The organism is Streptomyces sp. NPDC058683 (genome assembly GCF_042716195.1).
In the GTDB taxonomy this organism is placed as follows: Bacteria; Actinomycetota; Actinomycetes; order Streptomycetales; family Streptomycetaceae; genus Streptomyces.
Genome location: NZ_JBHXSK010000002.1, coordinates 1 through 16,172 on the forward strand (window position 1 = coordinate 1; position 16,172 = coordinate 16,172).

The 16,172-nt window shown below is 68.5% G+C and carries 14 protein-coding genes and 4 pseudogenes; 9 read left to right on the plus strand and 9 right to left on the minus strand.

From position 1 onward, the window contains the following. Nucleotides 1-5 precede the first annotated feature (5 nt). Nucleotides 6-401, minus strand: coding sequence for an ATP-binding cassette domain-containing protein (locus tag ACFWXC_RS02130; RefSeq protein WP_384471594.1), 396 nt, complete (start codon nt 399-401; stop codon nt 6-8). Here ACFWXC_RS02130 and ACFWXC_RS02135 point away from each other — a divergent pair. Both ACFWXC_RS02135 and ACFWXC_RS02140 read left to right on the plus strand, forming a co-directional pair. After that, nucleotides 344-493, plus strand: a pseudogene (locus ACFWXC_RS02135) (IS5/IS1182 family transposase); the annotation flags it as partial. The gene ACFWXC_RS02130 and the pseudogene ACFWXC_RS02135 overlap by 58 nt on opposite strands. Nucleotides 494-502: 9 nt before the next feature. Then, nucleotides 503-640: pseudogene (locus ACFWXC_RS02140) on the plus strand (IS5/IS1182 family transposase); the annotation flags it as partial. On the opposite strand, the gene ACFWXC_RS02145 reads toward ACFWXC_RS02140, so the two are convergent. Further along, nucleotides 637-972 carry a hypothetical protein gene (locus ACFWXC_RS02145; RefSeq protein ID WP_384471597.1) on the minus strand — a complete coding sequence of 112 codons (336 nt, stop codon included), beginning with the start codon at nt 970-972 and terminating at the stop codon, nt 637-639. The pseudogene ACFWXC_RS02140 and the gene ACFWXC_RS02145 overlap by 4 nt on opposite strands. A 50-nt stretch (nt 973-1,022) precedes the next feature. Then, entirely contained in the window at nt 1,023-2,411 is a 1,389-nt protein-coding gene (locus ACFWXC_RS02150) for a flavin monoamine oxidase family protein (protein WP_384471600.1), read from the minus strand. Nucleotides 2,412-2,929: 518 nt separating this feature from the next. Here ACFWXC_RS02150 and ACFWXC_RS02155 point away from each other — a divergent pair. Further along, a complete protein-coding gene (locus ACFWXC_RS02155) occupies nt 2,930-3,469 on the plus strand; it encodes a TetR/AcrR family transcriptional regulator (RefSeq protein ID WP_384471603.1) in 540 nt (179 codons plus the stop codon). 69 nt (nt 3,470-3,538) lie between these two features. After that, nucleotides 3,539-4,006, plus strand: a complete 468-nt coding sequence (locus ACFWXC_RS02160; RefSeq protein ID WP_384471605.1) for a hypothetical protein — start codon at nt 3,539-3,541, stop codon at nt 4,004-4,006. A 19-nt stretch (nt 4,007-4,025) separates the two neighbouring features. On the opposite strand, the pseudogene ACFWXC_RS02165 reads toward ACFWXC_RS02160, so the two are convergent. The 3 genes and pseudogenes from ACFWXC_RS02165 to ACFWXC_RS02175 form a co-directional block, all read right to left on the minus strand. After that, a pseudogene (locus ACFWXC_RS02165) lies at nt 4,026-5,029 on the minus strand (IS5 family transposase). An 81-nt stretch (nt 5,030-5,110) separates the two neighbouring features. Further along, complete coding sequence (locus ACFWXC_RS02170) at nt 5,111-5,398, minus strand: hypothetical protein (protein ID WP_384471608.1); 288 nt, start codon at nt 5,396-5,398, stop codon at nt 5,111-5,113. Between the two features lie 84 nt (nt 5,399-5,482). Next, nucleotides 5,483-6,700 (minus strand): DUF6236 family protein, encoded by a 1,218-nt coding sequence (locus tag ACFWXC_RS02175; RefSeq protein ID WP_384471611.1) that lies wholly within the window; start codon nt 6,698-6,700, stop codon nt 5,483-5,485. Nucleotides 6,701-7,005: 305 nt separating this feature from the next. Between ACFWXC_RS02175 and ACFWXC_RS02180 the strand changes: the two genes are divergently transcribed. After that, nucleotides 7,006-8,124 carry a pentapeptide repeat-containing protein gene (locus ACFWXC_RS02180; RefSeq protein ID WP_384471614.1) on the plus strand — a complete coding sequence of 373 codons (1,119 nt, stop codon included), beginning with the start codon at nt 7,006-7,008 and terminating at the stop codon, nt 8,122-8,124. Nucleotides 8,125-8,128: 4 nt separating this feature from the next. Here ACFWXC_RS02180 and ACFWXC_RS02185 read toward each other — a convergent pair. Both ACFWXC_RS02185 and ACFWXC_RS02190 read right to left on the minus strand, forming a co-directional pair. Further along, a pseudogene (locus ACFWXC_RS02185) lies at nt 8,129-9,147 on the minus strand (IS630 family transposase). Between the two features lie 188 nt (nt 9,148-9,335). After that, nucleotides 9,336-9,917, minus strand: a complete 582-nt coding sequence (locus tag ACFWXC_RS02190; RefSeq protein ID WP_384471617.1) for a TetR family transcriptional regulator — start codon at nt 9,915-9,917, stop codon at nt 9,336-9,338. 130 nt (nt 9,918-10,047) lie between these two features. On the opposite strand from ACFWXC_RS02190, the gene ACFWXC_RS02195 reads away from it, so the two are divergent. The 4 genes from ACFWXC_RS02195 (at nt 10,048) to ACFWXC_RS02210 (ending at nt 14,803) form a co-directional block, all read left to right on the plus strand. Then, nucleotides 10,048-11,178, plus strand: a complete 1,131-nt coding sequence (locus tag ACFWXC_RS02195; protein WP_384471620.1) for an FAD-dependent oxidoreductase — start codon at nt 10,048-10,050, stop codon at nt 11,176-11,178. A gap of 102 nt (nt 11,179-11,280) precedes the next feature. Then, on the plus strand, nt 11,281-12,441 hold the full coding sequence (locus tag ACFWXC_RS02200; RefSeq protein WP_384471623.1) for an Acg family FMN-binding oxidoreductase: 1,161 nt from the start codon (nt 11,281-11,283) through the stop codon (nt 12,439-12,441). Between the two features lie 175 nt (nt 12,442-12,616). After that, nucleotides 12,617-14,158: an MFS transporter gene (locus ACFWXC_RS02205; protein WP_384471626.1), complete on the plus strand. Its 1,542-nt coding sequence runs from the start codon at nt 12,617-12,619 to the stop codon at nt 14,156-14,158. A gap of 489 nt (nt 14,159-14,647) precedes the next feature. Continuing rightward, nucleotides 14,648-14,803 (plus strand): hypothetical protein, encoded by a 156-nt coding sequence (locus ACFWXC_RS02210; RefSeq protein WP_384471629.1) that lies wholly within the window; start codon nt 14,648-14,650, stop codon nt 14,801-14,803. A gap of 162 nt (nt 14,804-14,965) precedes the next feature. On the opposite strand, the gene ACFWXC_RS02215 is transcribed toward ACFWXC_RS02210, so the two are convergent. After that, nucleotides 14,966-16,111 (minus strand): FAD-dependent oxidoreductase, encoded by a 1,146-nt coding sequence (locus ACFWXC_RS02215; RefSeq protein WP_384471632.1) that lies wholly within the window; start codon nt 16,109-16,111, stop codon nt 14,966-14,968. Nucleotides 16,112-16,172: the final 61 nt, after the last annotated feature.

The window sequence follows — 16,172 nt, forward strand, 5'->3', positions numbered from 1 at the left end:
CGTGCTCACGGGGCCGCTTGGCTGCTGGGCCAGACCCGTTGCCGCAGGTCTCCCGGAGTGACGGTGCCCTGTGGGTACTTGGTGCCGTCACACGAGCCGTCCTTGAAGAGGCACACCGCGTCCGCGAGCCCGATCAGTTCCGCTTCCTCCGTGAATACGACGATGACCGCGACCTTTCCGTCCTCAGCCATCGCACGGATCAGCACCTGGATCTCGGCCTCCGCCCCGATGTCGACGCCCTTGGCGGGTTCGTCAAGCAGCAGTGGTCGGGGCTGCTGCACTGCGGCCCGGGAGAAAAGCACCTCCTGCTGGTTTCCACCGGACAGCCGAGTGATGGGCTGCTCGGGCCCTGTGTGCTTCACCGGCCCTGGCCGGCACCGTCCACGACATCCGGGCCACACGCGAGCACGGCATCATCGACCTTCTCACCCAAGCCGGCATCAGCTACTGGGCGGACAAGGGCTACCAGGGCGCAGGCGACACGGTCCGGCTCCAAGCATCAGTCGAGTGCACTATCGCCTGGCTTCACGGCTTCCGGCGTCTACGCATCCGCTGGGAACGGCGAGCCGATATCCACGAAGCGTTCCTCAGGCTCGCCTGTTGCCTCATCACCCACCGGCAACTCGGCCTGCTGCGTTAGCCGTTGCTCTCCGCGGCGGACCGGAAGCCACGGTCTTGAATCACCGAGAAGGCTTCCTGCGTGGTGGCAACCCATACATCGATCTCGTCATGGGACGCCCTGATGGCGCTGATCAACCTTTCGAGCACGGCCAGCTTCGGCTCGCGGACGTTCAAGCTGAGCTGCTCCATCGATACCTGTTGGTACGGCATGCACAGCTGCCACCAGAACCGCATGAGATAGCGGCACTCCTGCGGCTCGCGGTCGTCTGCAAGGCGATCATGGATGACCGCCTGGACGCGTCGCCGCTGATCATCGTCACGAAAACCATGGCTGAGGTCCGTCAAGGTCACTGTCGGACACTAGCAACCAGAAACTCGGCAGGTCATTCCGTTAGGACCTCTCAGTCCGTGATTTCCTTGGCGGCGCGAATTCCCGAGAGGTAGGCGCCGTGGACGGTCTGGTAGGAGGCGCGGTGCGTCGCCTCGCCGGCGAAGTGCACATACTTGTCGACGCTCGCGGCGAGATGGTCGCGCATGGCCGGCGTGGAGCCGATCTTGTTGTACGAGTACGAGCCTCGCGCGTACGGGTCGGACGCCCAGCGGGTGATCTGGTAGTCGACGGGGGCGGGGATGTCGCTGCCGAAGATGGTTTTCAGCGTTCCCATGGCGCTGTCGACGATCTGGGTGTCGCTCCAGCCTTCGATCGTGCGGCCGAAGTCGGCGGCGTTGAAGCCGAGCAGTACCGGCTTTCCGGTGGGGCGGGTGATGTTGATCCACTGTTCCCACTGGCCGTACTTGTCCAGCTCCGGGATGTAGGTCATCCAGTCGGTGTTCGGCCAGAACACTGTGGGGAAGCGCAGGTAGCACTTGTTGAGCACGCCCATGCCGAGCTTGGCGATGGCGGTGCGCTTGTTCGAGGGCAGGCCGGGTCCGAACGTGACCGCGCCGCCCTGCAGCACGCCGAGCGGCAGCGTCACCACCACATGGTCGCCATCGAAGGTGTCCTTGTCGGTGGTGACTGTCACGCCGCTGGAGTCCCAGTCGATGTGCTTGACCACGTGCCCGGTGCGGATGGGCAGCCCTCGTGCGAGCAGATCGGTGATCTGGTGGTAGCCGCCAGGGAAGAGCACGTCCTTGCCCTTGATGTCCGCGCCGCTGTCGAAGTACAGGGCCGACATCTGGTTCACGCTGCCCGAGTACTCGTGCTCGTAGTCGTTGAGCCCGAAAGAGGCCAGGGTCTTGTCATTGTCGGACAGCGAGGACCAGTTGAGGGCGCGTTCCACGACGCTGCGTACCGAGGCGTCCTTGTCTGCGTTGTCCTGGTACGCAGCGAGGGCGTCCTCCGTTTTCGTCTGCCATCCTTCGAGCACCTTCGCCTGGGCGTCGTCGACCTCGGTCCCGTCGGGAAGGTAGTTGGTGGAGCTGTCGGGGTCGGTCACTACCGTCCGTGCCTTGGCCTTCGCGGCCAATGCGGCGATCGGGTTGTTGTCGATGCCGTGGATCCAGGAGGCGCCGAGGTCGAGCGGGAGGCCGACCCATTTCTCGCTGGTCCAGATGCGGCCGCCGATACGGTCGCGCGCCTCCAGGACCACTACGTCCAGACCGTGGTCGGTGAGGTAGCGGGCCGCGGCCAGACCGCTGATCCCGGCACCGACGACGATCACCTTGTCCCGATCGGACGAGGTCGACGTGGAACCCGAGCCGGTCGGGTTGACCCTGCACGCGGCCAGAGAGGTGATTGCGGCGCCAAGGCTCGCGCTCTGTAGGAAGCGTCGACGGTGCACGGTCATGGGTACGCCTATCTGTGATCTGGCTGCTACAAGCATTGCGAGGAACACCCCGCCGTCCGCGGTGGGCTGTCCGAGGGGAAAGAAGCCGACCAGGCCTCAAGCGGCGGCGCCGCTCTTGTCACGAATCGCGTCAAGGCCGGTATGGACTGGTGCCCGGTCCGCACTGCCCGCTGCACGGACGCTGTCGAACCGCGTACGGGCGGTCATATGCCGCTGACCGGGCTGTTGAAGCGTTGCTGGAACGGGCATGTGTCAGCGCCGCCGCGCCTGCGCGGCGTCGTTGGCGCACGGGGCGCGGCCGCCTTGGGCGGGGCTCTGTCCGCCCTGCTGGAGGCCGTGAAGTCCCGCCTCGCATGCGCGGTAGCGCACGGCGAAGAGACGGCACAGGAGTGTGGTGACCGCATGGCTGGTCAAGCTGCGGGACAGCAGAGGCACCCCTTTCAGTACAATGCCGCTGACGCAACAGAGGATACATTGAGGCATCGATGCTTCAAAAGAGGCAATGGAGGATGGCGTACATGCGTACCCCCGCAGCGGAGGTACTGGAGTCGGCAACGGCGGTCCTCGCCAAGGACCGGGGGGCGTCGATGCAGGTCATCGCCGCCCGAGCAGGGATCAGCCGGGCCACCCTGCTCCGCTTGTTCCCCACCCGCCAGGTGCTGGTCCAGGCGATGGCGGAGAAGATCCTGGACGACTGCGACCGGGTTCTGACCCAGGCCGAAGCCGACACCGCGCCCATGCAGCAGGTGCTGGTCGCAGTGGTCGCCGAGTACACGCCGTTCGCCCAGCTGTGGAACTTCGTCTACGTCGAGCCCGAGGTCCTCGGCGTGCCCGAGGCCAGCGAGCGGGCCTCGGCGATCTTCGAGCGGACCACCGCGCTCGTCGAGCGCAGCCAGAACTCCGGGCTGCTGCGGGGCGACATGCCGGCCACCTGGCTGGCCTCGACGTTCTGCGGTCTGGCCGAGACCGCCTGGGAGCTGACCCTCGAGGGCCACATGGGCGCCCGCCAGGCACCGGACTTCATCACAGCGATCCTGCTGCACGGCGCGACCGCCTGACTCAGCAGACCTACGGCGAGTGGCCACACCAGTGCCTGCTCGGCGAACCGCCCGGCCGCCACGCCGGCGGTGACCGGCACGGTGAGGTCACGCCGTAAGCTGCGCCGCGGCCGTCGCGACGATCCAGAGCCGGCGAGAAGGCTGCCGCTGGCGGCGCGTCCGCAGCTGTCGGACGCAGCCATCGACAGTGCGGCTGGCGCTGTACGGGGAGCGTTGAAGAAGGCGGCGCGAGAGCGGACCACGACGTCGTGGGATAAGTTGCAGCGGCAGCTCAGCTCCGCCCTGCCCGTCCTGCATGGAGACGAACGCTTCCAGGTTCTGGCGCGCGTCGAAGGCGACGCAGCGGACGACGAGCCGCTGCTGGTGGCGCTGCTGGCGGTTGCTGACCCGAAGGGCGCGAAGCTTTATCGATGCGTCGCCGCTGCCGTCAGCCGCACGGTGCCGCGGGACAGCGGCGAAGCACAGGCGCTGTGGCAGACGGAAGTGCTAAGTCGTGCATCAGACCTGGCGCCACAAGTAGTCGCGGGAGCGGACTAGGGCGTGTGTCGAGTCGTGATCAATAGGTGGTCCGGATGAGGACTTTGATCCAGATCATGGAGGCGCGCAGGTGGAGGCCGGCGAGGTAGCCGTCCGGGGTCTTGTCGTAGCGGGTGGCTATGCCTCGCCAGGCCTTGAGCTTGTTGATCAGGCGCTCGACGGTGTTCCTCTCCTTGTAGAGGTCGGCGTCGTGGCCGATGAGCCGACCGCCCCTGGAGCCCCTCTTCTTCCGGTTCGCGGTCTGATCCTTCTTCTCTGGGATCACTGCTTTGATGCCCCAATTACGCAGGTGGGCCCGGTTGCCACGGGACGAGTGGGCTTTGTCCCCGGCGACCGCGTCAGGGCGGGTGCGGGGACGGCCGACGGGCCCACGGACCCGGATCTTGTTGAGCACAGCGATGAACTGCGGGCCGTCCGCGGCCTGCCCCGCAGTCAGGACGATCACCAGGGGGCGGCACTTGCGGTCGGTGGCGAGGTGGACCTTGCTGGTCAGCCCATCCCGCGAGCGCCCCAGGAGGGCGGCCTTCAGCCGGAGCTTGCGGCGACGCCGGATGCGTCGCTGCTCCTCGCGCTTGGGATCTGCTTCGACGCCCCGCCCGGTCTGTCCCTCAAGGCTGCCCCCTTTGACCTGGCTTTCTCTTCCTCAACCGCGCCTTTCTCCAACGCGGCAAGGATGTCCTCGCTGAGGTGCGTCCCGGCGGCGTCGTGGTGAGCGCGCGCGGTGGTGGAATCGATGCTGACCAGCGACAGGTCCACCTCGCCCCGCTTCGCGGCTTCGGCGATGGCGCCCTCCAACAAGGCCTCGAAAACGCCCGCGTCACGCCACTGCCGAAAACGGTTGTGCACGGTCGACCAGGCGCCGAACTCCTGCGGCATCTCCCGCCACTGTCCGCCGGTCTTGAACCGCCACATCACGCCCTCGAACTGCTGCCGCAGCCGCTCGGGGTACGGACCGTACTCGCCGATAGGCAGGTACGGTCCGATGAACTCCCACTCACCGTCAGTCAGTTGCACTCGCGTCACGCAAGAAGATCTATTCTCCCCGGGCGCGCCGGGAGGGCGAAATCTGGGACTGCCACCATCCGCCATCGAGTCGAACTGGGTTCAGCCGAGACCGCGATGCGCGGCCCACAACCCCCCGGCACGGCTGGCAGCTTCGGCGACCAGGGCTGCCAGTTCGGGTCTGTCTGGAACGGGGAACGAGACGTACGCCCCCCGACCACCACCGACTGGGCGGCCATAGGCCTTTACGGCGAGGTGACCGTCCGGGAGAAGCCGGACGTTGAGTGTGGTCAGCGTGAACGCTTCACCGCGTCGAGTGTCCGTCCAGCGGAGCGCCTGCGGGATCGTGACATTGATCGCCAGAGCACTCACTTCCAGGTCGCTGCTCATGGACGGATGATCTCACGCGAGTCGCCGCAGGCGGTCGCCACCGGCTTGTGCAGCAGACAGTTTGATCACGGCTCGATACGCGACCTAGATGTTGATGCCGAGACCGCGGGCGCCTGCGATCGTCCATCGGTTGATGAAGGAGGGCGGGTCGGACACCTTCTCGGCCTGCAGCAGGTAGGTGACGGGCGAGTCGGACCGGATGCGGTCGCGTTCTTTAGCCGTGACGTGGTGGAGCCCGACCAGGCCGAAGCCGATCGATGTGGCGGTGACGGCCGGCCAGTGCGCTGCCGCGCCGCCGATGGCTCCCAAGGCGGGCAGTTGCGTCTGCAGGTTCATCAACCCGAGTCCCGTGCCGAGCTTGAGCCCTTTGATCGCGGCCTTGAGGTCGTTGAGTGGCTGCTCGAAGTGCGTCCGGCGGATATGCGCCACGTGGAGGGCGACGATCTGCGGATCCTGTTCTTCCAGGAGGGAGCTGGTCAGCTCGGCGGCGGCCGCGTCGAGGGCGTCGACGAAGCGGTCGAACTCGGGTCGGTAGTCGGTGCGCAGCTTGATGATGTCGTCGACGGGTACGTCCGCGATGCCCTCGGGCAGCGGGAGCTGTGCGGTCAGCATGCCGACCACAGATACTGGGCGCCAGTCGTGCGGGTGGTGATCGAAGAGTTCAGCGAAGATCCGCGCCTCATCCCAGTCCTGCATCTGCTGCTGGGAGGCGGGGTTGTCGGTGATCGGCGTCAGCCCGTGCTGCCGGGCCAGCTCTTCCGTCAGCGCCAACTTGTAGACCCAGGCGAGCTTCGGGTCTACCGACATCCAGTCGTACTCCTCGTCGCCGGACAGGAGGGTGGGGCGGCGGGTGTTCAGGCCCAGCTGAGAATCGAGCAGCACCTGGCGCAGGGCAGGAGCGAACTCATCCCAGTGCGCTTCGACCAGGGACGTCCGCTCGTCACGCGGCCGCCAGATCTCCCCCGGGAGAGCGTACCGGTTCACCGCTCGCCACTCCGGATCGCTCGGGTCGCTTTCGTCGATGTCCTCGGGGGACACGCCAAAGTAGCGGTGCAGCTCGGCGTGGTGCTCGCGGATGACGTTGATGAAGTGTGGGGCGACCGCTTCGGCTGCAGGGCCCGGAGGCAGCTGCTGGATGAAGTCGAGCCCGTCCGCGAGAGCACGGACGGTGTCGGAGTCGTGGACCGGATACTCGGCCGCGGCGACGCGCGCCAGCGCCGGCCAGTACAGCGCGGTGGCCTTGACCCACGCGGCGTCCCGGATATGAACGTACGGAAAGTAAAGGCCGATACGCGGTGCCACCGCTCCCCCTTGGGCGTCTGCGGCGGGATCTCCGGCACCGACCGTACTCAGGATCTCTTTCCCGGATAGGGCGATCCCCCATCACGGAGTCAGCCGGCAGAGCAATGTCGCCTGACCAACATGAGCCGGCATCTCGCGGCGCAGCCGCGCGGTCGCCGGGATGCCCTGTTACGGGCCTTCTCCGGTCCCTGTTCCACGGCTGGTGCTGTGACCGCATAGGTTCGCCGGGTTCGGCCTTGTTCTAGGATCCTCTGGCTATGGGGGGATCTGTTCGTGGCCGGTGGCGCCTGATTCGTGCCGTTGCTGTGGCGCTGGCCGCACTGGCCGTGATCGTGTTACTAGGCTTCGTGCTCCTGGTTCTTCCGGGGCTGATAGTCGACCACGACCTCGCAGGTGGCCATCTTGCTGCGGCGGACCGGGTGAGCGCGGTGAACAACGTGCGCACCACGCTTCTGCAGGCGGTCGGCGGTGCGGTCGTTCTGTTCGGCGCCTATGCCACATGGCGGCAGGTGCGCGTCAGCCAGGACGGGCTGAACGCAACCCGAGAGGGGAACATCACCGATCGCTTCAGCCGGGCCGTGGATCAGCTCGGCAGTGACAAGCTTGACGTGCGGATCGGGGGCATCTACGCACTGTGGCGGATTGCGGATCACTCCGACCGCGACCGCGAGGCGGTCGTCTCCATCATGGCGGCGTATCTGCGGACACACCTTCCCTGGCCGCCTCAGGAACCCGCAGTTCCGGCGGCGGACGTGTCCATCGACTCGGTGCCCCCGTTGGAGACCCGCGCCGCGGACGCTCAGACGGCGCTGACCTGCCTCGGGGTCCTGTACCAGGAACGCCGTCCGGAGTGGCTCAACGTCAGCCTGACCGACCTGCGGCGAGCCGACTGTGACGGATTGTGGCTGCACGGAGTCAACTTCGACGGTGCCTGCCTGGAAGCGGCGAGCATCTACCAGGTCAACCTGAGCAAGGCGTCACTGATCGCCGCCAACCTGCGGCATGCCGAACTCGGCACTTCCATTCTCTACCAGGTCCGCTGTCTGCGAGCCGATCTGCGCGGCGCACGCTTGGTCAGAGCCGACTTGAGGTCGGCGGACTTCTCCGGTGCGGACCTGCGGGAGGCGAACCTGCGCAAGGCTCGTGCCCAGGGCGCCGTGTTCGCGGGTGCGGACCTGCGGTTGGCCGACCTCCGGGGCTGCGACCTCACCGACACTGACCTGCGAGAGGCGAGGCTGGAAGGCGCGCTGGCGAGCGACCTTACGATCTGGCCGACCGGCTTCGACGCTCAAACAGCCGGCGTCGTGGTCACGGCGGACCCTGGCATCGAGCCGGACAATCTGCTTCCGGCTGCCGCGCTCACGAGGCGAGTCCCGCTGCTGCAATCGGAGCCGATGCGTGGTCCGTCAGCGTCGGCGAATTGAACAATCAGGCAGCGCAGTCGATGGGTCGTCCGCCCCAGCGGATGCCCTTCTCGCTGCGGATGCGAGCGCGTTCCTTGCGCTGGGCGGCGAGTACGTCGGGGTGGCGGGCGTTTGCGTTGCGCCAGCGTAGGTAGCGATGCAGGGCCTGGGTCTGCCCGGGGGACGGCTGCGGTGGTTTGAGTGGGCCAGGGTGAACTGCCGCAGCGGGCCGAAGTGCGCCTCGATCGGGTTGGCCCAGGAGGCGGAGGTCGGGGTGAAGCAGAGTTCGGCCTTGTGCTTCTTCGCCCAGCGGCGGGTGTCCGCGCCGGTGTGGGCGGAGAGGTTGTCCAAGATGATGTAGATGGGGGCTCCGTCGGGTCGGGCGGCGCGGATCGGCTTCAAGGCGGCGAGGCTGTTGGCGGTGCCTTTGCGGCGGCGGTTGACGCCCCACAGGGTGTCGCCGCCGACGGAGTAGCAGCCGCGGAAGTAGGTCACGCCGTGGGTGCGGTGGTAGGTGGCCGGCAGGCGGTTGGGCTTGCCCTGCTTCGCCCAGCAGGAGCCGGCGGTGGGCCGGATCCCGAGCGGCCCGAATTCGTCGGAGGCGAAGACCCGGTCCGGGAAGCGTTCCAGCACCTGCTCGATCCGGTCGAGCTTGGCGTCGCGCTCGGGGTCGGGTGACTCCTTCCAGGTCTTGGTGCGCTGGAAGGTGATGCCGCGGCGCAGGAGCAGGCACCGTAAGGCTTCCCGGCCGATGCGGATGACGCGTCCATGCGCGCGGCGCAGGCAGGCGGCGAGTTTGCGGATCGACCAGCGGGTAAAGGGCTGGCCGAGCCTGGTGGGGCTCATGGTGGCCGTTTGGACGACGAAGTCCTCGGCGTCAGGGGTGAGCAGGCGGGGACGGCCTCCCGCCCATCGAGGGTCCAGGCAGGCCAGACCGATCTCGTTGAACCGGTGGATCACCTCCCGCACCGTGTCCTCGTCGGTCTGGACCAGCTGGGCGACTGCCGGAACGCGGTTTCCGCCGGCGGACGCGAGCAGCATCATCGCCCGGCGATAGCGCACCGAACTGGTCCTTCCTCGGCGCACGATCTGCTGCAGTTTCTGCCCTTCCTGATCGGTCAGTCTGCGCACCCGCACAGGCTCGGCCGCCACACCTCCAGCGGTCGGGACGAACGTCACCACCCGTCCAACCGCTCCAACCGCCAGCCCGGCGAACCTACGTGGTCAGAGCACTAGCGTGGGTCGAGGACGGCCTGGATGGCCGGTGCGAGGCCGTCTTCGATCTCGTCCGCTGTCAGGGCGGTCACTGCCGGGAGGCGCAGCAGGTAGCGGGTGAGTCCGAGGCCGAGGAGCTGGGCGGAGACCAGGCCGGCCCGGCGTACGGCGTGTTCCGGGCCCAGGGCGGTGGCCAGGGCTGGGGCGACCTGGGCCGCGAAGATCTCGTGCATCCGCGCAGCGGCCTGCTCGTTGGTGACCGCCGAGCGCAGCAGGACCAGCAGCGCGTCGTCGGCCGGGTCGCCCTCCCAGCGTTTGAGGAAGTGCCGCACCACAGCCTGTGCCACCTCGTCCGCCGGAACGCCCGTGAGGTCTGGCAGCCGCAGATCGATGGCGAGTGTCGCGTCGAAGAGCTGGGCCTTGTTGCCGAAGTAGCGCATGACCATCGAAGGGTCGATGCCGGCGTCGGAGGCCACGGCGCGGATCGTGGTGCGTTCGTAGCCCTGAGCGGCGAATCGCTCCCGCGCGGCGCGCAGGATCGCGGCCTTGCTGCGGTCGGAACGTTTGTCCTTGCTGGTGATCTCGGCGTCTTGCGTCATGCCAACGACTGTAGGCCAACACATGTTGACTTTCCAGTGGAGCCCGGAGCATCATGTCAACGAGCGTTGGCCAACAAGTGTTGGCAAACGTCCGTTGACTTTCCCCTGGATCTGAACGGAAGACTCCGCCATGAACACCACCGCACTCCCCGCCCACACCGAGGTCGCCATCGTCGGCGCCGGCCCGACCGGTCTCGCGCTTGCCGTCACGCTCGCTTCCGCGGGTATCGACTTTGTCGTCCTGGACCGGCTGGCCGAGGGGGCGAACACCTCGCGTGCCGCCGTCGTACACGCCCGCACCCTGGAAGTCCTGGACGAGCTGGGGGCTTCGGACCAGCTGATCGCCCGAGGCGTTCAGGTGACCCGGTTCGCCGTCCGCGACGGCTCCCGCCGGCTGCTGACCGTGCCGTTCGACAAGCTGCCCACGCCCCACCCGTACACGCTGATGGTTCCCCAGTACGAGACCGAGAGCGTGCTGCTGGACCGGCTGCGCGCGCTCGGCGGTGATATGCACCGCCCCTACGAGGTCGCATCGGCCGTCCAGGACGAGGACGGCGTGACCCTCACCATGGCAACCGGTCAGACGCTGCGCGCCGGGTACGCCGTCGGCGCCGACGGTATGCACAGCATCGTGCGCGAGGCGGCGGGCATCGGTTTCACCGGCAACGCCTACGCCGAGTCCTTCGTGCTCGCCGACGTCCTGATGGACTGGACGCCTGGCCGCACCGAAGTCTCCCTCACCTTCGGCACCGCGGGGCTCACCGTCGTCGCCCCGCTGCCCGGCGGCCACTACCGGGTCGTCGCCACCGTCGGCGACGCCCCCGCCACACCCGATCTCGCGTTCGTCCAGCAGTTGCTCGACGAGCGCGCCCCCGGCCAGGCCGAGGTCACCGGCTTGGCCTGGTCGTCACGGTTCCGAGTGCACCACCGGGTCGCCGACCACTACCGCGCCGGCCGCCTGCTGCTGGCCGGCGACGCCGCACACGTGCACAGCCCAGCCGGCGGCCAGGGGATGAACACCGGCATCCAGGACGGCTACACACTCGGCCGGGCGTTCGCCACCGGGCAGCTCGACGGCTACGAGGCACAGCGTCGCCCCGTCGCCCAGCGGGTGGTCGCCTTCACCGACCGGATGACCCGGGTGGCCACCACCCGCAACCCCGCGGTCCGCGGGGCCCGCAACTTCGCACTGCCCCTGCTGGGCCACACGGGCATGCCCAAGAAGCTCGCCACCGAGCTCGCCGAGCTCAACTACCGCTGAATCCCCCCATCGATCCCCGTTGCGAAAGGCGACCCCGTCATGCCCGGCACGCAGACACCAGAGTCCTCGGCCGCAGCCACCGAGACACCGGAAGAGCCGGTCGTGAGCCGCCGATCCGCGATGAAGCTCGTCGGCCTCGGCCTCGGCACCATAGCCGCCGCCGGCGTGGGCGTCGGCGGGGTCCGGGCCGCGACCAACGGCGCTTTCAGCGCGGGATCCGGCGACCCGTACGGTCTCTGGCACGACTGGACCACGTTGTCCGGCATCGACCGGGTGGTCGCCGCCGGCGTCCTCGCGTGCAACCCGCACAACACACAAGCCTGGCGAATCGCCGTCAACGGCGACACCATCCACGTCTACTCCGACGCCCGTCGGCGGATGCCGCTCAACGACGCCAGTGCCCGCGAACACTTCGCCGGGCTCGGCTGCGCCGTCGAGAACATGGTGATCGCCGCCGGACCAGCCGGCTTCACCGCGCACGTCACGCTGTTCCCGGACGGCATCGCCTCGGACCACGTCGCACGGATCGCGCTGAGGGACGGCGGCACCGGGCAGGACCGCGACCTTGCCGCCGCGATCCCGCACCGGCACACCAACCGGGGCCCGTACAAGTCCACGCCCGTCGACCTCGGTGGCTTCACCGAGCAGAGTTCCCGCATCGACGGAGCCAGCGTGCTGTGGATCACCGACAAGGCGGCACGTGAGCAGCTGGGCCGGCTCTACGTCGAGGCCACCGAGGCGATCACGGCGGACACCGCCCAGTCGACCGAAGCCTTCAGCTGGTTCCGCAGCGCCCGCAGCACCATCGACAGGCACCGCGACGGGCTCACCCTCGACGGTCAGGGACTCGGCGGCCTGACCCTGTTCGCGGCGAAGCTCCTGCCGGCGCAGTCCCGCAAGGACGGTGACGCCTTCTGGGTCAAGGCCACCCGCGAGGTGCACACCGCGACCGCCGCCGCGTACGGCGTCATCACCGTCGACGACGTCACCAACCGCATGGCCCAGGTGAGCGGCGGCCGGCTGCTGGCCCGGATGCACCTGACCGCGACCTCCCTCGGTCTCGGCCTGCACCACATGAACCAGATCACCGAACGCATCGACCGCGACCGCGCGGCAGGCAGCCTCGATGTCTTCTCCGCACGCTGGGCCGCCGTACTCGGCCGCCCGGCCCCGACCGGCCTGCTGTCCTTCCGCATCGGCCACCCCGAGCGCACGCCGGGTCTCAGCCCGCGCCGCAGCCTCAAGGACGTGCTGACCACATGACCACTCCAGCAAGCGCAACGAGTACCGCAGGACAAGAACAGGCGGCTCGCGCTCACGGGCAGTCGCCGGGAGCCGGCCTCGGACAGGCCGGAGCGCACCGCCCATCCACCGGTTTCATTCAAAAGGAGATTCCCTCATGAACGGCCTCAACACTCCGGACCGGGTGGGCGGACCGGTGCGCGCGGTGCGCCACGGTGCCGTTCTGGCCGTGACCTGCCTGGCACTGGCGACCGTCGTATCGGCGATGGCATCCCTGAACGTGGCCTTGCCCGATCTCGCCCGCGAGACGCACGCCGACCAGACCCAGTTGTCCTGGATCATCGATGCGTACAGCCTGATCTTCGCCTCTTTCCTGCTGCTCGCGGCAACGCTCGGCGACCGCTTCGGCCGTCGCAAGGCGCTGCTGGGCGGGCTGGGACTGTTCGCGGGAGTCTCGCTGGCTGCGACCTTCGCAACCGATCCGGACGTCCTGATCGCTCTTCGCGCGGTCCTGGGCATAGCGGCCGCGTTCGTCATGCCTGCCACACTGTCGACGATCACCAGCACGTTTCCCCGGGCTCAGCAGGCGCGTGCCGTCAGTATCTGGGCGGCGGTCGCGGGTGCCAGCGCGGTGCTGGGACTGCTCGCCTCCGGCGCGGTGCTCGAGGTGTGGTCGTGGCGGTCGGTGTTCTGGCTGAACATATGCATGGCAGGGGTGGCTCTCATCGGCACCTATCTCTTCGTGCCGGAGTCCGCGGAGCCGGGTAAGCAGCGCGTCGACGTGGTCGGGGCGGCTCTCACCGTGGCGGGACTGGGTGTGCTGGTCTACTCGGTCATCCAGGCGCCGGAGCACGGGTGGGGCAGTGTCCGCACCCTGGTGGGCATCGGTGCGGGGCTTGTCGTGCTGGTCGGGTTCGTTGCCTGGGAGCTGAGGCACCCGCGCCCTCTCCTGGACCCGCGGCTGTTCCGCCACAAGCCGTTCGCTGCCGGGTCGCTGTCGATCACGCTCCAGTTCTTCGCGTTCTTCGGATTCATCTTCGTCGTCATGCAGTACCTCCAGCTGGTGCGCGGTGACAGTGCTCTGATCGCTGCCGTGAGCGTGCTGCCGATGCCCGCGGGGATGATTCCCAGCGCCCGCCTGAGCCCGCGTCTGATTGCCCGGCGAGGTGCCCGCGGCCCCTGGACCGTGGGCCTCCTCCTGGTCGCCACCGGCCTGCTCGTGCTTGCCCAGGTCGACGCCGGCAGCTCGTACTGGCTGCTCGTGGGCGGGCTCTTTCCGCTCGGTGCGGGCATGGGCCTGGCCATGACGCCGGCCACCGCGGCCATCACCGATGGGCTGCCGACTCGCCTGCAGAACGTGGGCTCCGCCGTGAACGACCTGTCGCGCGAACTCGGCGGCGCCCTGGGTATCGCAGTTCTCGGCAGCGTCCTGAGTGCTGAGTACCGCGACAAGCTCGACCTCGGGGGACTCCCCGCTCCCGTCGCGGACGCGGCTCGCTCCTCCCTTGCCGCGGCCAACCACGTGGGCCGCGCCACGGGCGACCCGGCACTGGTCGAGAAGGCTCGCGACGCCTTCGCCTCCGGAATGCAGCTCGCCCTCATCAGCGGCGCCGGAGCCGCTGTCCTGGCCGCCGTCGCCGTCAGCCTCCTGCTCCGCCGTGCAGGCAAGACCGACACGGTCGCCGGGGAGACGCAGGACAGCGGTACAGGTCGCGACATGGCGAGGTCGACCGCGTAGCCACCAGCCGACCGCCCGAAACAGCCACAACGACGTACGGCGCGAGGGGCCGCACCGCGATCCCTCGCGCCGTACCAAGACGCGTCACCGCCATGGGGTGCCGGACCATCACAGGGTTCAGCGGACACACCGTCCCGGACACCGAATTCACGATGCGCCGGCCGTACTGACCCTCGGTCTGGCCGTGTCACCAGCCGTAAGGGCAGCAACCCCGGCTGCCGCCACCGCCGTAGCACTATTCGGCCTCGCTCACGGAACCGAGTTCCAAGAGGTGGCCAAGACGCTCAGCGTGCCGGCCGTCGCAATCCTGGCGTACGACGTCGACTTCCACGAGCAGATGCCGACCGTCCTCCCGGCCCGCGGCGAGATGCTGCGAGCGGCGTTCGCCGACCAGATCGACAGACGCGAGAGCCTTGCCGCCTACAACTCGGCACTGCAGACCGGGTCTTCCTGCCCGCCGTCCGCGCGGCAGGGCTGGCGGCCGGTCCCATGGCGGGCTTCGACAAGGCCGGCGTGGACGAGGAGTTCTTCGCCGGTACCAGCTGGCGCTCGCAACTGGTGGTCAACATCGGTCACCCCGGAGCCGACCCGTGGTTCCCGCGGCTGCCCCGCGTGCCCGTCGAGGACGCCCTCGCCTGGGCCTGACGGCACTGCCGCCGCCCGGTAGGTGAGAGGCGTCATGCCGTGCGCGCCGGTGCTCTTCTGAGTACCGGCGCCCATTTTTCACCGAGCCGGCTGTGACGGATTTCCTGCAGAGGAGTCAGGACACGAGAACGAGGCCAGGGCGCCGACCGGCACCGTGACACTTCAGTGCTGGGCGTCGTTGTTGCTGCCGAAGTCGGGTCCGTCGGCGCACAGCAGGTGTTCGGCGCCGCCTTCGAGGGCCTTGGCCGTCTCGGTGGAGCGGGGGAGCATGGTCTTCTCGTAGGTGCGGATCGCGTCGGCGACCGTGGCGGCGTTCGCGAGAGCGAGGGCGATTTCGCCGGCGTCGAGCATGGCGAGGTTGACGCCGACGCCGAGCGGGGGCATGAGGTGGGCGGCATCTCCGAGCAGGGTCACCGTCGGGTTGTGTTCCCAGGCATGCGGGACCGGGAGGGCGAAGATCGGGCGGTCGACGTAGGGGCCGTCGTTGTCGGTGATCATCCGGCGCATGCGGGGCGACCAGTGGGCGTACTCGCCCAGGAGCAGGGCGCGGATGCCGTCGGTGTCCTCGACTGGCAGGCCGCTCCTGCTGATCCAGTCGACCGGGACTCGTCGGACGATGTAGACGCGGATGTGGTTTCCGCTGTTGCGCTGGGCGAACAGGGCGCGCTCGCCGTCGGCCGCGTGGGCGCTGCCCTGGCCGACCAGCTCGGCCAGTTCCGGGTGCCGGCTCTCGACGTCCGAGAACCACGCTTCCAGGAAGCTCACCCCGGTGTACTCGGGGACGGCGGTGGACACGGCCCGGCGTACCCGGGAGGAGGCACCGTCGGCGCCGATGACCAGATCGGTCTGGATGGTCGTGCCGTCGGTGAAGTGCAGGTGCCGCGGCCCGCCGACGGGTCCACTGATCGTGTCGAGGGCGCGGCCCCAGTGCACGGTTCCCGGTTGCAGGGAATCGAGCAACAGGTCACGCAGCTGGCCACGGTCGATTTCCGGCTTGAAGAGTTCGTGGGCCGCCGGGATTTCATGGGACGTGATCATGCCGGTCGGGTCCATCTGGCGCATTTCCTGCCCTTCGGGGCGGGCGAGCCTGAAGAACTCGTCGAGCAGACCGGCTTCGCGCAGGGCGATCTGGCCGTTGTCGGCGTGCAGGTCGAGGGTGCCGCCCTGGTTGCGCGCATCCGGGCCCCCGTCCCGGTCGTAGACGGTGACCGCTATACCGCGCTGCTGAAGGATGCGGGCGCAGGTCAGTCCGCCGGGACCGGCACCGATGATGCTGATGCGGGCCCGGGCGGGTTCTGGGGAGTTCATGGTCGTCCCTTTCGGTCGGCGAAGAGAGGCGAGCAGGCCGGGCGCCGTCGGCCTCGGCACC